The sequence below is a fragment of the Rhizobium laguerreae genome (assembly GCF_019778565.1).
GTDB classification, from domain to species: Bacteria; Pseudomonadota; Alphaproteobacteria; order Rhizobiales; family Rhizobiaceae; genus Rhizobium; species Rhizobium laguerreae.
Genome location: NZ_JAAXQT010000008.1, coordinates 57,432 through 73,149, shown reverse-complemented (window position 1 = coordinate 73,149; position 15,718 = coordinate 57,432). Strand labels below are relative to the sequence as shown.

16 protein-coding genes are annotated in these 15,718 nt (G+C 61.4%); 10 read left to right on the top strand and 6 right to left on the bottom strand.

Going from position 1 to position 15,718, the window contains the following annotated elements; genetic code table 11:
- Positions 1–82 precede the first annotated feature (82 nt).
- The 6 genes from HFO71_RS23230 to HFO71_RS23205 form a co-directional block, all read right to left on the bottom strand.
- On the bottom strand, positions 83–907 hold the full coding sequence (locus HFO71_RS23230; RefSeq protein ID WP_020051528.1) for a TIGR00282 family metallophosphoesterase: 825 nt from the start codon (positions 905–907) through the stop codon (positions 83–85).
- A gap of 3 nt (positions 908–910) precedes the next feature.
- On the bottom strand, positions 911–1,498 hold the full coding sequence (locus HFO71_RS23225; RefSeq protein ID WP_131665505.1) for a 5-formyltetrahydrofolate cyclo-ligase: 588 nt from the start codon (positions 1,496–1,498) through the stop codon (positions 911–913).
- A 117-nt stretch (positions 1,499–1,615) separates the two neighbouring features.
- On the bottom strand, positions 1,616–2,311 hold the full coding sequence (locus HFO71_RS23220) for a hypothetical protein (protein WP_221988431.1): 696 nt from the start codon (positions 2,309–2,311) through the stop codon (positions 1,616–1,618).
- 59 nt (positions 2,312–2,370) lie between these two features.
- Positions 2,371–3,288 carry an NAD-dependent epimerase/dehydratase family protein gene (locus tag HFO71_RS23215; RefSeq protein WP_077979574.1) on the bottom strand — a complete coding sequence of 306 codons (918 nt, stop codon included), beginning with the start codon at positions 3,286–3,288 and terminating at the stop codon, positions 2,371–2,373.
- The gene (locus HFO71_RS23210; protein ID WP_221968380.1) at positions 3,285–4,121 is read right to left on the bottom strand and encodes a glycosyltransferase; all 837 of its coding nucleotides are present in this window, start codon (positions 4,119–4,121) and stop codon (positions 3,285–3,287) included. The genes HFO71_RS23215 and HFO71_RS23210 overlap by 4 nt, the downstream gene beginning before the upstream one ends.
- 10 nt (positions 4,122–4,131) lie before the next feature.
- On the bottom strand, positions 4,132–5,352 hold the full coding sequence (locus tag HFO71_RS23205) for an NAD-dependent epimerase/dehydratase family protein (RefSeq protein ID WP_077979576.1): 1,221 nt from the start codon (positions 5,350–5,352) through the stop codon (positions 4,132–4,134).
- A 119-nt stretch (positions 5,353–5,471) separates the two neighbouring features.
- Here HFO71_RS23205 and ybgC point away from each other — a divergent pair, with 119 nt between their 5' ends.
- The 10 genes from ybgC to ftsH all read left to right on the top strand — a co-directional run bounded on the left by ybgC (position 5,472) and on the right by ftsH (position 15,686).
- A complete protein-coding gene (ybgC, locus tag HFO71_RS23200) occupies positions 5,472–5,927 on the top strand; it encodes a tol-pal system-associated acyl-CoA thioesterase (protein WP_077979577.1) in 456 nt (151 codons plus the stop codon).
- 375 nt (positions 5,928–6,302) lie between these two features.
- Positions 6,303–7,022: a protein TolQ gene (gene tolQ / locus HFO71_RS23195; RefSeq protein WP_003542733.1), complete on the top strand. Its 720-nt coding sequence runs from the start codon at positions 6,303–6,305 to the stop codon at positions 7,020–7,022.
- 18 nt (positions 7,023–7,040) lie between these two features.
- Complete coding sequence (tolR, locus tag HFO71_RS23190; protein WP_003542730.1) at positions 7,041–7,496, top strand: protein TolR; 456 nt, start codon at positions 7,041–7,043, stop codon at positions 7,494–7,496.
- Between the two features lie 8 nt (positions 7,497–7,504).
- Positions 7,505–8,644, top strand: coding sequence for a hypothetical protein (locus HFO71_RS23185; RefSeq protein WP_077979578.1), 1,140 nt, complete (start codon positions 7,505–7,507; stop codon positions 8,642–8,644).
- On the top strand, positions 8,645–9,058 hold the full coding sequence (locus tag HFO71_RS23180; RefSeq protein WP_077979579.1) for a TonB C-terminal domain-containing protein: 414 nt from the start codon (positions 8,645–8,647) through the stop codon (positions 9,056–9,058).
- 20 nt (positions 9,059–9,078) lie between these two features.
- Positions 9,079–10,386: a Tol-Pal system beta propeller repeat protein TolB gene (gene tolB / locus HFO71_RS23175; RefSeq protein ID WP_077979580.1), complete on the top strand. Its 1,308-nt coding sequence runs from the start codon at positions 9,079–9,081 to the stop codon at positions 10,384–10,386.
- 152 nt (positions 10,387–10,538) lie between these two features.
- On the top strand, positions 10,539–11,072 hold the full coding sequence (gene pal / locus HFO71_RS23170) for a peptidoglycan-associated lipoprotein Pal (protein ID WP_027683223.1): 534 nt from the start codon (positions 10,539–10,541) through the stop codon (positions 11,070–11,072).
- A 163-nt stretch (positions 11,073–11,235) separates the two neighbouring features.
- Complete coding sequence (gene ybgF, locus HFO71_RS23165) at positions 11,236–12,222, top strand: tol-pal system protein YbgF (protein ID WP_221988430.1); 987 nt, start codon at positions 11,236–11,238, stop codon at positions 12,220–12,222.
- A gap of 11 nt (positions 12,223–12,233) precedes the next feature.
- On the top strand, positions 12,234–13,658 hold the full coding sequence (gene tilS / locus HFO71_RS23160) for a tRNA lysidine(34) synthetase TilS (protein ID WP_131641657.1): 1,425 nt from the start codon (positions 12,234–12,236) through the stop codon (positions 13,656–13,658).
- A gap of 96 nt (positions 13,659–13,754) precedes the next feature.
- Positions 13,755–15,686 (top strand): ATP-dependent zinc metalloprotease FtsH, encoded by a 1,932-nt coding sequence (gene ftsH, locus HFO71_RS23155; RefSeq protein ID WP_131641655.1) that lies wholly within the window; start codon positions 13,755–13,757, stop codon positions 15,684–15,686.
- Positions 15,687–15,718: the final 32 nt, after the last annotated feature.

Genomic DNA, 15,718 nt, shown 5'->3' with positions numbered 1-15,718 from the left:
GCGGGGAGGATGCGGCATGAGGCCGCAGGGGTCCAGACCGAGGATGCTCACAATTGCGTGTTGGACGGTCGCGCGCCGCCTGTTACCGCCAGAATTCCGGCACCGTTTCGGCCAGCCGGGGTCCGAGCCGGAGTGGCGCGATCTTTTCGGCAAGGCCCGTCGTATCCGAGATTTCCACGCCGACGCCGCAGATCGTCGCGGGGCCGTTTGCGGCTTCCATGCGGCCCTTCGGCATCTTGGAGATGAAACGATTGAGCGGCTCCTCCTTGTCCATGCCGAGGGAGGAGTCATAGTCGCCGCACATGCCGGCATCCGACATGTAGGCGGTGCCGCCGTTCAGGATCTGTGCGTCGGCGGTCGGCACATGTGTGTGGGTGCCGACGACGAAGCTGGCGCGGCCGTCGACGAAATGTCCGAAACACTGTTTTTCGCTGGTCGCCTCGGCATGGAAATCGAAGATGATCGCATCGGCCTGTTCCTTCAGCGGGCAGGCATCGAGGATGACCTCCGCCGATTTGAAGGGGTCGTCGAGTTCCGGATGCATGAAGACCCGGCCCATGACGTTGGCGACGAGCACGCGCGCGCCGTTCCTGGCATAGAAGAGGCCGGAGCCGCGGCCGGGCGTGCCTTGCGGATAGTTGGCTGGCCGCAGGAATTGATCGTGGCGGCCGGCAAAAGCGACGGCTTCCTTCTGGTCCCAGACGTGATTGCCTGTCGTCACCACGTCGGCGCCGGCATTGATCGTTTCCAGAAAGATGTCCTCGGTGATGCCGAAGCCGCCGGCGGCATTCTCGCCGTTGACGATGACGAAATCGAGCTTGAGGTCGGAAATCAGGCCGGGGAGGCGGTCCCACACCGCCGTGCGTCCCGTCTTGCCGACCATGTCACCCAGAAAAAGCAGCCGCATTCCTTATCCAATCCAAGAGGCAAAAAAGCGAAGGCCGCTTTCTGTCAGGATGGCATCCAGGCTTATATCATGCGGCTCGTCGGGCACATGTGCCACTTCCTGGCAGTCGAATGCAATGCCGATCAGCTTCGGATGCAGGCCTTTTTGCCTTAGCCGGCTGATGGCGCGGTCGTAGTGGCCGGCGCCGTAGCCGATGCGGTGGCCGCGGGCATCGAAGGCCGAAAGCGGCACCAACATGATTTCGGGATCAAGAATGGCGGCATCCGCGCTGGGGCCGACCGTGCCGAAACCGGTATCGACGAGGGGCGCACCGTCCGCCAGCTCGCGAAAAACGATGGTTTGCCGATCGAGGATCGCCGGCACGCAGAGCCGCGCACCGCGCACGGCAAAGCGCGCCATCAGCGGCCTGAGATCGGCTTCCGAACGGATCGGCAGGAAGCCGGAGACGATCGTATCCAGCGCAAAACCGACGGCCTCGCCGGCATGGTCGGCCATTGCGAGGCTTTTGGAGGCGCGTTTCTCGGCGGGGATGGCGTCGCGTGCGGACAGCCGTTCGTCGCGCAGCTGCGCTTTCAATTCTTTCGCGGTCATTCGATCTGCCGGTTCTGAGAGATTTGACCGAGCATAGACGGCTGAATGTCCGATGCAAATGCCGGATGCGACGGTATCACGCTCGTTTCACGCCTCGGCCGCCGGCGGCAGCGATGGTCAGACGACGATGCTTGTCGGTATTGTCGCCGTGGCGATGGAGAAGCCTGCCATATTGGCCCCGGCCTGCCGGTCCTGCTGCCGCAACTCGCGCATCGCCTTTTCGAGTACTTGCTTGAGTTCGCGCACCACCGCCTTGAACTCTTCCATCGTTTCGCGATCATCGGCCGAGATTCCTGAGAATTTCGGGGCATCCTCGGCGACGCTCGCATAGGCTTTGCGGGCGTTGGCGGCGGCGTCCGGTTCCTGCGAGCCGGTCTCGCCGGCCGCAGTTTCTCCTGAAGTATCCGTCAGCGCAGCAGCGGCCGCGCTCGTTGCGACGGCCGCAGCGCCCGTGGTTGCATCCATTGGAACAGCCGTTGCCGGGCTGCCGGTCGCGACCGATGATGCGAATTCGGAGGCGGCGGTGCCGACCTTGCGCGCCAGTTCGGCGGCCAGCCGGGCGACCACCTCAGGAGCCATGTTGGAGCTGCGGAGCATCTCCAACTGCTGTTTTGCCTCGTCGAGCCTGCGTTGCGCCTTCGCCTTGGCCTCGTCTCCCGAGTTCGCCAAGGTCTGGCACATCTGCTGCAGCGCCTGGGTGGCGCGCTGAAGCTTCAGCACGCCTTGATCAGTCTCGTTTCCAGCGGCTGACATGGCTGCCGTCGAAGACGCGCCGCGCAAGATGATGGAGGCAGACGTGGTTGCGATCTGCATGAACAATTCCCCGATTTTTAATTCAGGCCCCGATTGCGATTCGGGCGCATTCTGCAGCGTCAGACTTGCGTGGACCTGTGTCTTGGGGATCCGGGAAGCGCAGCGGCCAGCCGCTGCATCGTCTCCTCGAACAGAGGGGCTCCGCCGGGCGCCCAGCCGAGCGCGCGGATTTTCGCAGTGCTCATGGGATTGATCGCGACGTTATCGACAGGGGCCGGTAACGCGTGCCGACAGCCCGTCTCGCGGCGGATGGATGAAAGGATATCGCGCGTGTCGACTGACAGGTCCGAGACGTTGAAGACCTCGCCGGAGATACGGGTACTTTCCGTCTCCAGCATCAGCCGTACCGCCCGACCGAGGTCGCGGCCGTGAACTTCCGTTCCCAGGCGGGCAGCAACCGGCCGGCCGGCGAGGTAATCGGCGATGAGGCCGTCCCATTTGTTCGGCGCGAGATCGCCATAGACGCCGGTCGCCCTCAGGCTTACGCCGGCAAAGCCCGGCGTGGAGAGATGGGCAAGCGTGCGCTCGGCATCGAGCTTGACCTGGCCGTAGAGTGTTTCGGGCTTGGCCAGCATCGTCTCCGTCAGTTCGGTTGCCTCGGGATGTTCGCCGTAGGCGGCGCGGCTGGACAGGAAGACGCAACGGCGCGTGCCAGCGCGTTTGGCGGCTTCGAAAAGCCGGACGGTGCCGTCGAGGTTCAACCTGTGGAAGGTCTTCGGATCGTCGCCTTCGCCGCCGCGATATTTGCCCGGAACATGACTGAAAGCGGCGTGGACGAAGAAATAGGCATCATCGAAGACATCGATCTGATCCTTGTCGGGATCGAGCGAAAGCGCTGCGAACTCGACCGAGCGGGAGAAGAGGCGGGGCAGTGGCGCGCGGCGCCCGCCGACGATCACCTGATATCCGGCGGCCAGCAGTTCCTCGACGACATACCGGCCGACGAGACCCGTTCCACCCGATACCAGTACCTTCATGCTGCCCCTTCCGGATTGTCCAGCGCCGTGATCTCAGGCACGTCGCCGCCATCGTGGAAACGGTGCCACAGATCGATCAAAGGTTGTAGTCGCGCTGCCTTGGGATGATCCTTTTCCCACGGTTTTTCATACTGGTAGTGCAGGATCGAAATGCTCTTCCAGTCCCAAAGCTCCGGCATGGTGAACCATACATATTGCAGCATGTTGAAATAAACCGGCAGGCCGTGCCAATCCGGGAAGAATGTCTCGAGAAAGGTCTGATCGGTGCGCCGCCAGAAAGGGTTCGGCCTGTCGAGCCTTTCGAGCATGTGCCGGAACGTGTCATGCGAAGGCGTGGCGACAAAGACGCCGGAATTCATCCGGCGGAAGTCGGCGAGGTTTTCGTAGACATTCGGGGCGGCGGAAAATTCCGGATAGAGGAAGAGCCTGTCGACGTTCTTCAGCACGAGGGCATCGGCGTCGATGAAGACGCAGCGCTGGTATTCGACGAGCTGCCAGAGCCTGAGCTTGCAGAAATTGTCGAGCGGCGAATGGAAATCCGGCTTGCGGCCCTTGGTGAAAGGAGCTGTCGAATGGAGCTGACCGCGGGCGTGGCGCTCGTTGAAGGCCGCAGAGAGCGGCAGGTGCTCGACCTCGATCAGGCGACATTCGAGCGCTTTCAGGGGCAAAAGGGCGGCAGCATCGACGCCGCCGGTGTGGAGAATGACAATCTCAGCCCCAGTCTCGGTTCGTCGCAGGGAGCGGGCAAGCGCGGTCGCGCCCATGGCGTAGTCGACATTGGTGACGAGTGTGACATAGGCGAAACGGGCTGGTGTGCCGCTGGCGCTCGTCATATTGCAGGACTCATGAAACCGACTTCAGCCGCTTGCCTTCCGGATCGTGGTTGATCGTCGCGGCGATGTCCTTGGTCCAGGCGGAGACGGCCGGCACTCGCGCGCGGTCGACGCGATAGGCGAATTTCTTCGCGACGTCGACGATCTCGCCGAGCAGGCCGGCTTCCAGCGTGATCGGTTCGAGGCCGAGATCGCGGAATTTTTCGTTCCGGACGATCAGCTCGTTCTCGGCGGCTTCCTTGCGCGGGTTGGGCAGCCAGGCAATCTTGGTGCCGCTCATCCTGGCGATCATCTCGGCGAGGTCGCGCACCCGGTGGGTTTCGGTCATCTGGTTGAAGATCTCGACGCGGGCGCCGCGGGCCGGCGGGTTTTTCAGTGCCAGCTCGATGCAGCGCACCGAATCCTGGATGTGGATGAAGGCGCGGGTCTGGCCGCCGGTGCCGTGCACCGTCAGCGGATAGCCGATCGCCGCCTGGATGAGGAAGCGGTTCAGTACCGTGCCATAATCGCCGTCATAGTCGAAACGGTTGATCAGCTGCGCGTGGCGGCGCGTCTGCTCGGTATGCGTGCCCCAGACGATGCCCTGGTGCAGATCGGTGATCCTTAGGCCGTCATTCCGCGCGTAGAACTGGAAGAGAAGCTGATCCAGGCACTTGGTCATGTGATAGATCGAGCCGGGATTGGAGGGGTAGAGGATCTCCTGGCTGACCGTCTCGCCGCCTGCAGTCTCGATGCCGACCGGCAGGTAACCCTCTGGGATCGCCGCCCCGACCGTCGAATAGCCGTAGACGCCCATGGTGCCGAGATGGATGAGATGGGCATCGAGATTGAGTTCCGTCAGTGCGTTCAGCAGGTTGTGCGTGGCGCTGACGTTGTTGTTGACCGTGTAGTTCTTGTGGCGGTCGCTCTTCATCGAATAGGGCGCGGCCCGCTGTTCGGCGAAATGGATGACGGCATCCGGGCGATGTTCGGAAAGCCAGTTCTTCAGGAGTTCGTAATCCTTGGCGAGATCGATCAGATTGAAGTGGATGCGGCGTCCGGTTTCGGCATGCCAGATGCGGGTGCGCTCCTGGATCGAATCCATCGGCGTCAGCGACTGCACGCCGAGTTCCGTGTCGATCCAGCGGCGCGAGAGATTGTCGAGGATATGGATGTCGTGACCGGCATCGGAGAGATGCAGCGACGTTGGCCAACCAATGAAACCGTCTCCGCCCATAACCGCAATCTTCATCGCATCGTCTCCTGATTGGTCGCTCATTATCGGGAATAGTTAGGAATTGTGACAATCATTCAATGCTTGCCTGTCTGGAAGCGTTGCGCCAAACAGGGCACCTCAGTTTGGAGAAAATTATGACGGAACGCCCTTTTTCCATTTCGGGAGAGCTGACGGAGGCCGGACACCGCCTTGTCCAGCGGGTCTATTATGAAGATACGGACTTCTCCGGCCTGGTCTATCACGCCCGCTACCTGCATTTCCTGGAGCGCGGCCGCACCGATTATCTGCGCTGCCTCGGCGTCGAGCAGCGCGAACTCGTCAGCGCCGACGAGGAGGGGCTGGTTTTCGTCGTTCACCGCATGGAGATCGACTTCAAGAGCCCGGCGCGCATGGACGATGTGCTGACGATCCTGACGCATACGGAAAAAGCCGGCGGCGCCAAGATGGTGCTCAATCAGCAGATCAGCTCAGGCGAGACGCTGCTGATCGCCGCCAAAGTGATCATCGCCGTCATCAACGCCCGGGGGCGGCCGAGGCGGCTGCCGGAAACACTGGCGGTGAAATTCCTGGAGGGCAGCACGCCGTTGTAGTGAGAATCGCTTGAAATTCAGGTCTTGTCAGAACTTGAGTTTTATGTGAAGGAATTCCCGCGCCGCAGGATGAGCGCTCTTTCGGCAGCCGGACCTTGCTCCGGTCAAGTAATCCATGGAACGAAATCTTCCAAACACAGGCTTACTGTCACAGTCCGGCACTAACGATCTATTAACCATAATAGTGTCTTACTGGGAAAGTCGGGGTTTGTGCGGTGCACGCCTTCCTTTGACCAAATTTGACGGCAAGAAGGCGGAAGATGAGCTTGGAAGTTTGACCAGGGCTTTGGGCGGCGGCCGCCGGACACTTCTTGCGAGATCAGTTTGTGCCGCCCGGTCCAGCACCGGGCGTTTGGATTCGGGGATTTTGGACCAATGGAACAAGTAGGATTGGCAGCAGCAACGACGGACGTCAGCCTCTGGTCGCTTTTCATGCAGGCCGGCATCGTCGTCAAGCTCGTCATGCTCGGGCTCATCGCGGCCTCGGTGTGGACGTGGGCGATCGTCATCGACAAATACCTGGCCTATGGCCGCGCACGGCGCCAGTTCGACAAGTTCGAACAGGTGTTCTGGTCGGGCCAGTCGCTGGAAGAACTCTACCGCTCGCTGTCGGAGCGCAACAATACAGGGCTCGCGGCAATCTTCGTGGCCGCCATGCGCGAATGGAAGAAATCCTTCGAACGCGGCGCCCGCTCGCCGATCGGCCTGCAGATGCGTATCGATCGCGCGATGGACGTGACGCTCGCCCGTGAGACCGAATTTCTCGGCGCCCGCCTTGGATCGCTCGCGACCATCGGCTCGGCCGGTCCGTTCATCGGTCTGTTCGGCACGGTCGTCGGCATCATGACCTCGTTCCAGGCGATTGCCGGTTCGAAGTCGACCAACCTTGCGGTGGTTGCGCCCGGTATCGCCGAAGCGCTGCTTGCCACCGCGATCGGCCTCGTCGCCGCTATCCCCGCGGTTATCGCCTACAACAAGTTCTCTGCCGATGCCGGCAAGCTCTCGGGCCGCATGGAAGGTTTCGCGGATGAATTCTCCGCCATACTTTCGCGCCAGATCGACGAGAAACTGCAGCCGCGCGCTGCCGCTCAGTAAGCAACGGAGTATTCTGACATGGGTATGGCTGTTGGAGGCAATGGCGGCGGGGGCGGCGGACGCCGCCGTCGCGGCGGTCGGAACAGGGCCGTGATTTCCGAAATCAACGTGACGCCGCTTGTCGACGTCATGCTGGTGCTTTTGATCATCTTCATGGTCGCGGCACCGATGATGACTGTCGGCGTGCCGATCGACCTGCCGGAAACGCAGGCCAAGGCACTGAATTCCGAGACGCAGCCGATCACCATTTCCGTCAAGAATGACGGCGAGGTGTTCCTGCAGGAAACACCGATCCCGGCAGCGGAGATCGCCGCCAAGCTCGAGGCGATCGCCACGACCGGCTATAACGAACGCATCTTCGTGCGCGGCGACGCGACAGCGCCTTATGGCGTCATCGCCGACGTCATGGCCCGTATCCAGGGCGCAGGCTTCAAGAATATCGGCCTCGTGACGCAGCAGAAGAAGGACCAATAGCGCTCAAAATGAAGGCCAGTGTCATCACATCTGCTGTTTTGCACGGCCTGGTGCTTACCTGGGCGATGGTGTCGCTCGGCGCTCCGGAATCCTTCAAGGTAGAGGATTTCGAGGCGATGCCGGTCGATCTCGTGCCGGTGGAGTCCATTACTCAGATGCAGCAAGGCGACAAGAAGGCTCCGAAGAAGGAGACTTCCGCGCCCGTGCCGACGACGCGGCCGCCAATCGCACAGCCGGCCGAGAATGCCGGCGACAACAATGTCGACTTGAAGACGCCGCCGGTCCCGAACGCCAAGCCCAGCAATAGCGAAGCTGCCGCGGCGAATTCGAGCGAAAAGCCGATGCCGAAGACCGATCCTGTCCCGAATGATGTCAAGGACATCATCAAGGAGGAAACGGAAGTCGAGCAGCCGAAGCAGGTCGCCTCCATTCCGCCGCCGAAGCCGGTCGAAGTAACGCCGCCGAAGCCTGAGGAAAAGCCGCCGGAAGAGCAGGCCAAGCCCGAGGAGCCGCCGAAGCCGGACGCCGAGGCGCTGCCGGACAATGTGCCGACGCCTGTCGCCAAGCCGCAGGTGAAACCGCCGGAACCGCAGAAGCCCGCCGAAAAGCCACCGGAAAAGACCCCGGACCAGCCGAAGACCGCCGACGTGCCGACCGACAAAAAGAAGGCGGACAAGAAGCAGGAAACGGCGAAATCCGCTTCGTCGATGAAGAGCGACTTCAATGCTGACGAGATTTCGATCTTGCTGAACAAGACCGATCCTTCCGCCGGCGGCGCCAAGCGCTCGACGCAGGAAGCGTCGCTTGGTGCGAAGAAGAGCAACGGTGGTTCCAAGCTCAGCCAGAGCGAAGAAGATGCGGTGCGCGGCTTGATTGAGGGCAATTGGCTTGTCACCCCGGGGATGGAAGGCCTTTCCGGCATGGTCATTAAGGTGCATATGAAACTCGACAAGGATGGCAATATTATTGGTCAGCCAGAAGTCGAGTCATCGGGCGGCAGTAGCAGCGATGCCACACGCCGTGCGTTGGAAGGCGGGGCCTATAGAGCTGTCATGAAGTCCGCCCCCTTCTCGATGCTTCCTAAGGACAAGTATGAGGCTTGGAATGAGTTCGACCTGAATTTCGATCCGAGTTCCATGGGAATCTAGATGCTGACGGATCTGTCCCATGGCAACAAGCCTTTTGCAGCCGCCATCATGCTTGGAGCGATTCTGGCTTGTGCGCCTGAGGCGTTGGCACAATCGGTCGACGCGGCGACCTCCAAGAAGTCAGCCATGGATTTACAGCACGCAATTGCTTCCTCCTTCGATGTTCCTCCGGGGCAGGCAAGGGGCGGCAGAGTTTTGATCACCGTCCATCTGCGGCTCGACAAGAATGGGGCGATCGTTGGTTCACCCGAGGTAACAGCCTCGGGCGGCAACGAAGCTGCTCGAGAAAGCCTGTCGGCTGCGGCTCTCCGGGCGGTACAGCGCTCGTCGCCATTCCCGATGCTCCCGAAAGAAAAATACGAATCCTGGAACGAAGTCGTCCTGCACTTTGAATCCGGCGATCCGACTCCATAGATGCTGAAAGGCTGTTTGGTATGACAAAGTGTTCCTTTTTCCGCGCCATTTTGGTTGCAGTCGGTCTGATGACCACTGCCGTCTTTGCAACGCCGGCCAACGCGCTGGTCACCCTCGACATCCGAAAAGGCAATGTCCAGCCGATGCCGATTGCGGTGACTGACTTCCAGGGCGACATAGGCGCGCAGGTCTCGCAAGTCATCGCCGCCGACCTGCAGCGTTCCGGCCTGTTTGCCCCGATCAACAAGACAGCCTTTATTGAAAAGATCTCCAATCCTGATGCCGCGCCGCGGTTCGAGGACTGGAAGGTCATCAATGCACAGGCGCTGGTCACCGGCCGGGTTACCAAGGAAGCGGATGGCCGCCTTCGCGCCGAGTTTCGCCTCTGGGACCCGTTCGCCGGACAGCAGATGACCGGCCAGCAGTTCTATACCCAGCCGGAGAACTGGCGGCGTGTTGCCCACATCATCGCCGATGCGATCTACAAGCAGATCACCGGTGAGGAAGGCTATTTCGACACCCGCGTCGTCTTCGTCTCCGAATCCGGCACCAAACAGCAGCGCAAGCGTCAGCTGGCGATCATGGATCAGGATGGCTTCAACGTGCGGATGCTGACCGATGGCAGCGATCTCGTGCTGACGCCGCGCTTCTCGCCGAGCCGGCAGGAAGTCACCTACATGTCCTTTGCCAACCAGCAGCCGCGGGTCTATCTGCTGCAGCTAGAAACCGGGCAGCGCGAGGTCGTCGGCAACTTCCCGGGAATGACATTCTCGCCGCGCTTTTCGCCTGATGGTCAGAAGGTGATCATGAGCCTGCAGCAGGATGCCAATTCCAACATCTATACGATGGACCTGCGTTCGCGCACGACGACCCGGTTGACCTCGACGGCGGCGATCGACACGTCGCCCTCCTATTCGCCTGACGGCGCACGCGTCAGCTTCGAAAGCGACCGCGGCGGAAAGCCGCAGATCTACGTGATGAACGCCGATGGCTCGGGCCAGACCCGTATTTCCTTCGGCGACGGCTCCTATTCGACGCCGGTCTGGTCGCCGCGTGGCGATCTCATCGCCTTCACCAAACAGGCCGGCGGCAAGTTCTCGATCGGCGTGATGAAGCCGGATGGTTCCGGCGAGCGCATCCTGACGACCGGCTTCCACAATGAGGGCCCGACCTGGGCGCCGAACGGCCGCGTGCTGATGTTCTTCCGCCAAGCTGCGGGGTCGGGCGGTCCGCAGCTCTATTCGATCGATCTGACCGGTTACAACGAGCAGCTCGTGAAGACGCCGACCTACGGCTCCGACCCGGCTTGGTCGCCGCTTATGGAGTAGGCGATGCGCTGCTGCCTTCTTGTCGCCTCAAAGTCATGGAACCGAGCGGCCAAGGGACAAAGTAGCAAATTGTTAACCATAATCTTTGAGGGGCGGTTAACCGAGTGCGGTTACTGTCCGGAAACCCTGATGAAATCGCAAGGAGACCGGCCATGAGCCGAATTCATACCCCGGCAATGAGCCGCATGCAGAATTTCGCCCGCAACCCCGTCATGATCGCGCTTATCGCCGGCCTCGCGCTCGCAAGCTGCGCCAAGAAGCCGCCGAACAGCGCCGGCGACCTCGGCCTCGGCACAGGTGCTGGCGGCGCTGCGACGCCGGGCTCGGCCCAGGACTTCACGGTCAACGTCGGCGACCGTATCTTCTTCGATACCGACTCCTCGTCGATCCGCGCCGATGCCTCGCAGACCCTCGACCGTCAGGCGCAGTGGCTCGGCCGCTACCCGAACTACCAGATCACCGTCGAAGGCCATGCCGACGAACGCGGCACGCGCGAATACAACCTCGCGCTCGGCGCCCGCCGTGCCGCTGCCGCCAAGGATTATCTCGCTTCGCGCGGCGTCCCGGCACAGCGCCTGAAGACGATCTCCTACGGCAAGGAACGTCCGGTCGCCGTCTGCGATGATATTTCCTGCTGGTCGCAGAACCGCCGCGCGGTTACCGTGCTTGGCGGCGCCGGCATGTAATTGCCGAGCAACAATTCGCTTTTTCGAAAGGCGGTCCCCTCAGGGGCCGCCTTTTCTTTTTGACCACACTTTGGCCAGACTCCGTTGCTTTTTGAAAGCAATTGGAAAAATCTCCTGTTCGTGCCATCGAGGTGCGAAGAATCACTGGGACAGGACGATGCATATGAAGAAATTTGTCGTGGCAGGCATGCTGTGCCTCGCGGCTGTGACCGGAAGCGAACGGGCGGCCTATTCGGCCTCGTTCTTCGGGCTACATCTCGGCGGCCGATCGGCGGAAAACCAGGCGCCGCCGCCCGTCGTCAAGGTGCAGAGCGGCGATGCGGAGGTCCGCGTGCAGCAGCTCGAAGAGCAGCTGCGGCAGTTGAACGGCCGGATCGAGGAGATGAGCTTTCAGCTTCTGCAGATGCAGGAGACGATCCGCAAGCAGCAGGAAGACAATGAATTCCGCTTCCAGCAGCTCGAAAAGACGGGTGCCAGCGGCGGCGGCAAGGCTCCTGTCAAGAAGAGCGAGACCGATGCTGCTCCGGCAGCCTCCGGCGGCGACGACATTGCCAAGGTGATCCAAGCACCGCAGGGAGCCGAAACGGCTCCCTCTGCCAGCGTGCCTGAGAATAGCGGCCTCGGCCAGCCGCCCAAGGAGCTCGGCTCGATCGATTTCGATCAGAACAGCAATCCGATCGGCGGAAGCGTCGACGAAAACGCCACGATCGGTTCCGGGCCGATTCCCGATGCCAGCCGCAAAACACCGCAGCAGACCGCCTCGCTCGGCAGCGAGGCCGACCAGTACAAAGCCGCCTACGGCCACGTGCTATCCGGCGATTACAGCACGGCCGAACAGGAATTCACGCAGTATATCGCCCGCTACCCGAGCAGTGCGCGGGCGGCGGACGCCAATTTCTGGCTCGGCGAAGCGCTCTATTCGCAGGGCAAGTACAATGAGTCGGCCAAGACCTTCCTCAACGCGCATCAGAAATACGGCACATCGGAAAAGGCACCGGAAATGCTGCTGAAGCTCGGCATGTCGCTTGCCGCCCTCGACAATAACGAGACGGCCTGTGCAACGCTGCGCGAAGTGTCGAAGCGTTATCCGAAGGCCTCGCGTGCCGTCATAAGCAAGGTTGCGAGCGAACAGAAGCGCCTCTCCTGCTAAGGTCTTCCGGAATGTCTCCGGATGCCGCATCGCCTCAACTGGCGATCCTCCAGTTTCTCACGTCGCTCCAAAGCCCTGCGCGCATTCTCGTCGCGATATCAGGCGGCAGCGATTCCACCGGCCTGCTTCTTCTGCTCGATGAAGCCGTGAAGACCGCGCCGCATCTCAAGATTTCCCTTTGCGCGGCGACCGTCGATCATGCGTTGCGCGCCGGCTCCGCAGACGAGGCGCGTGAAGTCGCAGCCCTTTGCGCATCGCTCGGCATTCCCCACATCATCATGATCTGGCAGGGCGACAAGCCGAAAACCGGTATCATGGCTGCGGCCCGAGAGGCACGTTATGGCTTGCTTGCGGCGGCGGCCGAAAGTTTCGAAGCCAATCTCATCGTCACTGGCCATACGTTCGACGACCAGCGCGAAACACTGCAGATGCGTGGGATGCGAACGGAGCAGATTTCGACCGGCATTGCGGATGCGGTGCTCTTCAACAGGCGCTTCTGGATTTTACGGCCGCTTCTCTTTTCCAGCCGGGCAGATATCCGCGCTTTCCTCAAAGAGCGGGGCGTGCCGTGGATCGATGATCCGAGCAACGAAGATGTGACTTACGAGCGTGTGCGGACACGCCGGAAGCTTTCGGCCGATGCAGGTGCCGAGAGGAATATCCGCGCGGCTTGGGAAGCGCGGCTGGCTCTTTCGGCTAGGGGAGCAGATTGGCTGGATTGTCATTTCACGCTTCACGGAGGTCTGCTCGGACAGGTGATGCCTGACGGGTTGCGGCAGGATCGGGCAGTCCTCGACTATGTACTCGCCCGTCTGGCAGCCGTTTTCGGTGGGCAGCCGTTTGCGCCGGGGAGGGCGCATATGGAGCATATCCTTGCATTTGCCACCGGCAGTGAACCGGGACGGATGACCGTTGGCAGGGTGGTGTTCGATCTCAGGCGGGACGGGCTTTATTTGGCGCGCGAGAGCCGGGGGATATTGCCGCTGGTGTTGCAGCCGGGAGAGGCCGGGGTTTGGGATGGAAGGTTTTATGCGCGCAATGCGTCGGCCGCATCAATTGAGATCCAGGCGCCCGGGGACTTGGGCGAGCAAGACACTTCACGCTCTATTGAGTCAATCACCGCGCAGAAGCGCGGTGGCTGGATTCCTGTGACATCCCTCGGATCAAGTCCGAGGACAGGAATGAGGGGGCGTATGCATCACCTTCCCAAGGGTGCATGGAAGCGCGCTATCGCTTCGGCGCCGGCGTTATCGGCCGAAAGCGCCCCTTTATCTGAGGAATTCGCCCGCATGGTCGCACTAACCCCCTATTTCGCACCCTTCGACCGCTTTTTGACACGATTTGACTTCATCTTTGCCAATAGGCTTTCGGCGGTTTTCGCGACGGCGCCCTATGCGAGGCTGCCTTTAAGAAGTATTGACGGAAAAACCATCTGACCTGGGGTGTCGCCTTGGCAATCGCACGGCGCAACCCTATGTTAGAGAGGAATAAGACGGTCGCCATGAGGCGGCTGTTCCATGCTGGGGAGTTCAATGAACCCTAACTTACGAAATTTCGCCTTGTGGGCGATCATAGCGCTTCTGCTGATCGCCCTTTTCAGTATGTTTCAGACGGCGCCGGTGCAAACGGGCTCCCGCGAAATCCCTTATTCGCAGTTCCTGCGTGAGGTGGATGCGGGCCGGGTGAAGGATGTCGTGGTCACCGGTAACCGGTTGACCGGGACATATATGGAGAACAACAATACCTTCCAGACCTATTCGCCTGTGATCGACGACAGTCTGCTCGACCGCCTGCAGGCCAAGAACGTGGCCGTCACTGCGCGTCCGGAGACTGATGGTTCTTCCGGCTTCCTGAGCTATCTCGGAACACTGCTGCCGATGCTTCTGATTCTCGGCGTCTGGCTGTTCTTCATGCGGCAAATGCAGGGCGGTTCACGCGGGGCGATGGGCTTCGGCAAATCCAAGGCCAAGCTGCTCACCGAAGCGCATGGCCGCGTGACGTTCGAAGACGTTGCCGGTGTCGACGAGGCCAAGCAGGATCTCGAAGAAATCGTCGAATTCCTGCGTGATCCGCAGAAGTTCCAGCGTCTCGGCGGCAAGATCCCGCGCGGCGTGCTGCTCGTCGGCCCTCCGGGCACCGGCAAGACGCTGCTTGCCCGCTCGGTTGCCGGCGAAGCCAACGTGCCCTTCTTCACCATTTCAGGTTCCGACTTCGTCGAAATGTTCGTCGGCGTCGGTGCAAGCCGTGTACGCGATATGTTCGAGCAGGCGAAGAAGAATGCGCCCTGCATCATCTTCATCGACGAAATCGATGCCGTCGGCCGTCATCGCGGCGCCGGTCTCGGCGGCGGTAATGACGAACGCGAGCAGACGCTGAACCAGCTGCTGGTCGAAATGGACGGCTTCGAGGCGAATGAAGGCGTGATCCTGATTGCCGCTACCAACCGTCCCGACGTTCTTGACCCGGCGCTGCTGCGTCCCGGCCGTTTCGACCGTCAGGTCGTGGTGCCGAATCCCGACATCGTCGGCCGCGAACGCATTCTCAAGGTGCATGCCCGCAACGTTCCGCTGGCGCCGAATGTCGATCTCAAGATCCTCGCCCGCGGTACGCCCGGTTTTTCCGGCGCCGATCTGATGAACCTCGTCAACGAAGCCGCCCTCATGGCCGCCCGGCGCAACAAGCGCGTCGTCACCATGCAGGAATTCGAGGACGCCAAGGACAAGATCATGATGGGCGCCGAGCGCCGTTCCTCGGCAATGACCGAGGCGGAAAAGAAGCTCACCGCTTACCATGAAGCCGGACACGCCATCACCGCGCTCAATGTCGCCGTCGCCGATCCGCTGCACAAGGCGACGATCATTCCGCGCGGCCGTGCGCTCGGCATGGTCATGCAGCTTCCCGAGGGCGACCGCTACTCGATGAGCTACAAGTGGATGGTCTCGCGCCTCTGCATCATGATGGGCGGCCGCGTCGCCGAAGAGCTCACCTTCGGCAAGGAGAACATCACTTCGGGTGCCTCCTCCGATATCGAGCAGGCGACCAAACTTGCCCGCGCCATGGTCACGCAGTGGGGCTTTTCCGATCAACTCGGTCAGGTCGCCTATGGCGAGAACCAGCAGGAAGTCTTCCTCGGCCACTCGGTTTCGCAGTCGAAGAATGTTTCGGAAGCAACCGCGCAGAAGATCGACAATGAAGTGCGCCGGCTGATCGACGAAGCCTATACGCAGGCCCGCACGATCCTGACGGAAAAGCACGACGAATTCGTCGCCCTTGCCGAAGGTCTGCTCGAATACGAGACCCTGACCGGCGAAGAGATCAAGGCGCTGATCCGCGGCGAAAAGCCTTCCCGCGATCTCGGTGATGATTCGCCGCCAAGCCGCGGTTCAGCCGTTCCGAAGGCCGGCGCACGGCCTGCCACCAAGGGTGACGAGCCCGAAGCCGGCCTTGAACCGCAGCCGCATTGAACAGCGGCACTCCCTTGAACAAGGCCCGGATT

What these genes read in the sequence shown, in the direction of transcription:
- tilS (WP_131641657.1), top strand. Translation starts at nt 12,234, where the DNA reads ATGTCTCCGGATGCCGCATCGCCTCAACTGGCGATCCTCCAGTTTCTC.
- ftsH (WP_131641655.1), top strand. Translation starts at nt 13,755, where the DNA reads ATGAACCCTAACTTACGAAATTTCGCCTTGTGGGCGATCATAGCGCTT.
- ybgC (WP_077979577.1), top strand. Translation starts at nt 5,472, where the DNA reads ATGACGGAACGCCCTTTTTCCATTTCGGGAGAGCTGACGGAGGCCGGA.
- tolB (WP_077979580.1), top strand. Translation starts at nt 9,079, where the DNA reads ATGACAAAGTGTTCCTTTTTCCGCGCCATTTTGGTTGCAGTCGGTCTG.
- pal (WP_027683223.1), top strand. Translation starts at nt 10,539, where the DNA reads ATGAGCCGAATTCATACCCCGGCAATGAGCCGCATGCAGAATTTCGCC.
- HFO71_RS23205 (WP_077979576.1), bottom strand. Translation starts at nt 5,352, where the DNA reads ATGAAGATTGCGGTTATGGGCGGAGACGGTTTCATTGGTTGGCCAACG.
- HFO71_RS23180 (WP_077979579.1), top strand. Translation starts at nt 8,645, where the DNA reads ATGCTGACGGATCTGTCCCATGGCAACAAGCCTTTTGCAGCCGCCATC.
- HFO71_RS23215 (WP_077979574.1), bottom strand. Translation starts at nt 3,288, where the DNA reads ATGAAGGTACTGGTATCGGGTGGAACGGGTCTCGTCGGCCGGTATGTC.
- tolR (WP_003542730.1), top strand. Translation starts at nt 7,041, where the DNA reads ATGGGTATGGCTGTTGGAGGCAATGGCGGCGGGGGCGGCGGACGCCGC.
- HFO71_RS23220 (WP_221988431.1), bottom strand. Translation starts at nt 2,311, where the DNA reads ATGCAGATCGCAACCACGTCTGCCTCCATCATCTTGCGCGGCGCGTCT.
- HFO71_RS23210 (WP_221968380.1), bottom strand. Translation starts at nt 4,121, where the DNA reads ATGACGAGCGCCAGCGGCACACCAGCCCGTTTCGCCTATGTCACACTC.
- HFO71_RS23230 (WP_020051528.1), bottom strand. Translation starts at nt 907, where the DNA reads ATGCGGCTGCTTTTTCTGGGTGACATGGTCGGCAAGACGGGACGCACG.
- ybgF (WP_221988430.1), top strand. Translation starts at nt 11,236, where the DNA reads ATGAAGAAATTTGTCGTGGCAGGCATGCTGTGCCTCGCGGCTGTGACC.
- tolQ (WP_003542733.1), top strand. Translation starts at nt 6,303, where the DNA reads ATGGAACAAGTAGGATTGGCAGCAGCAACGACGGACGTCAGCCTCTGG.
- HFO71_RS23185 (WP_077979578.1), top strand. Translation starts at nt 7,505, where the DNA reads ATGAAGGCCAGTGTCATCACATCTGCTGTTTTGCACGGCCTGGTGCTT.
- HFO71_RS23225 (WP_131665505.1), bottom strand. Translation starts at nt 1,498, where the DNA reads ATGACCGCGAAAGAATTGAAAGCGCAGCTGCGCGACGAACGGCTGTCC.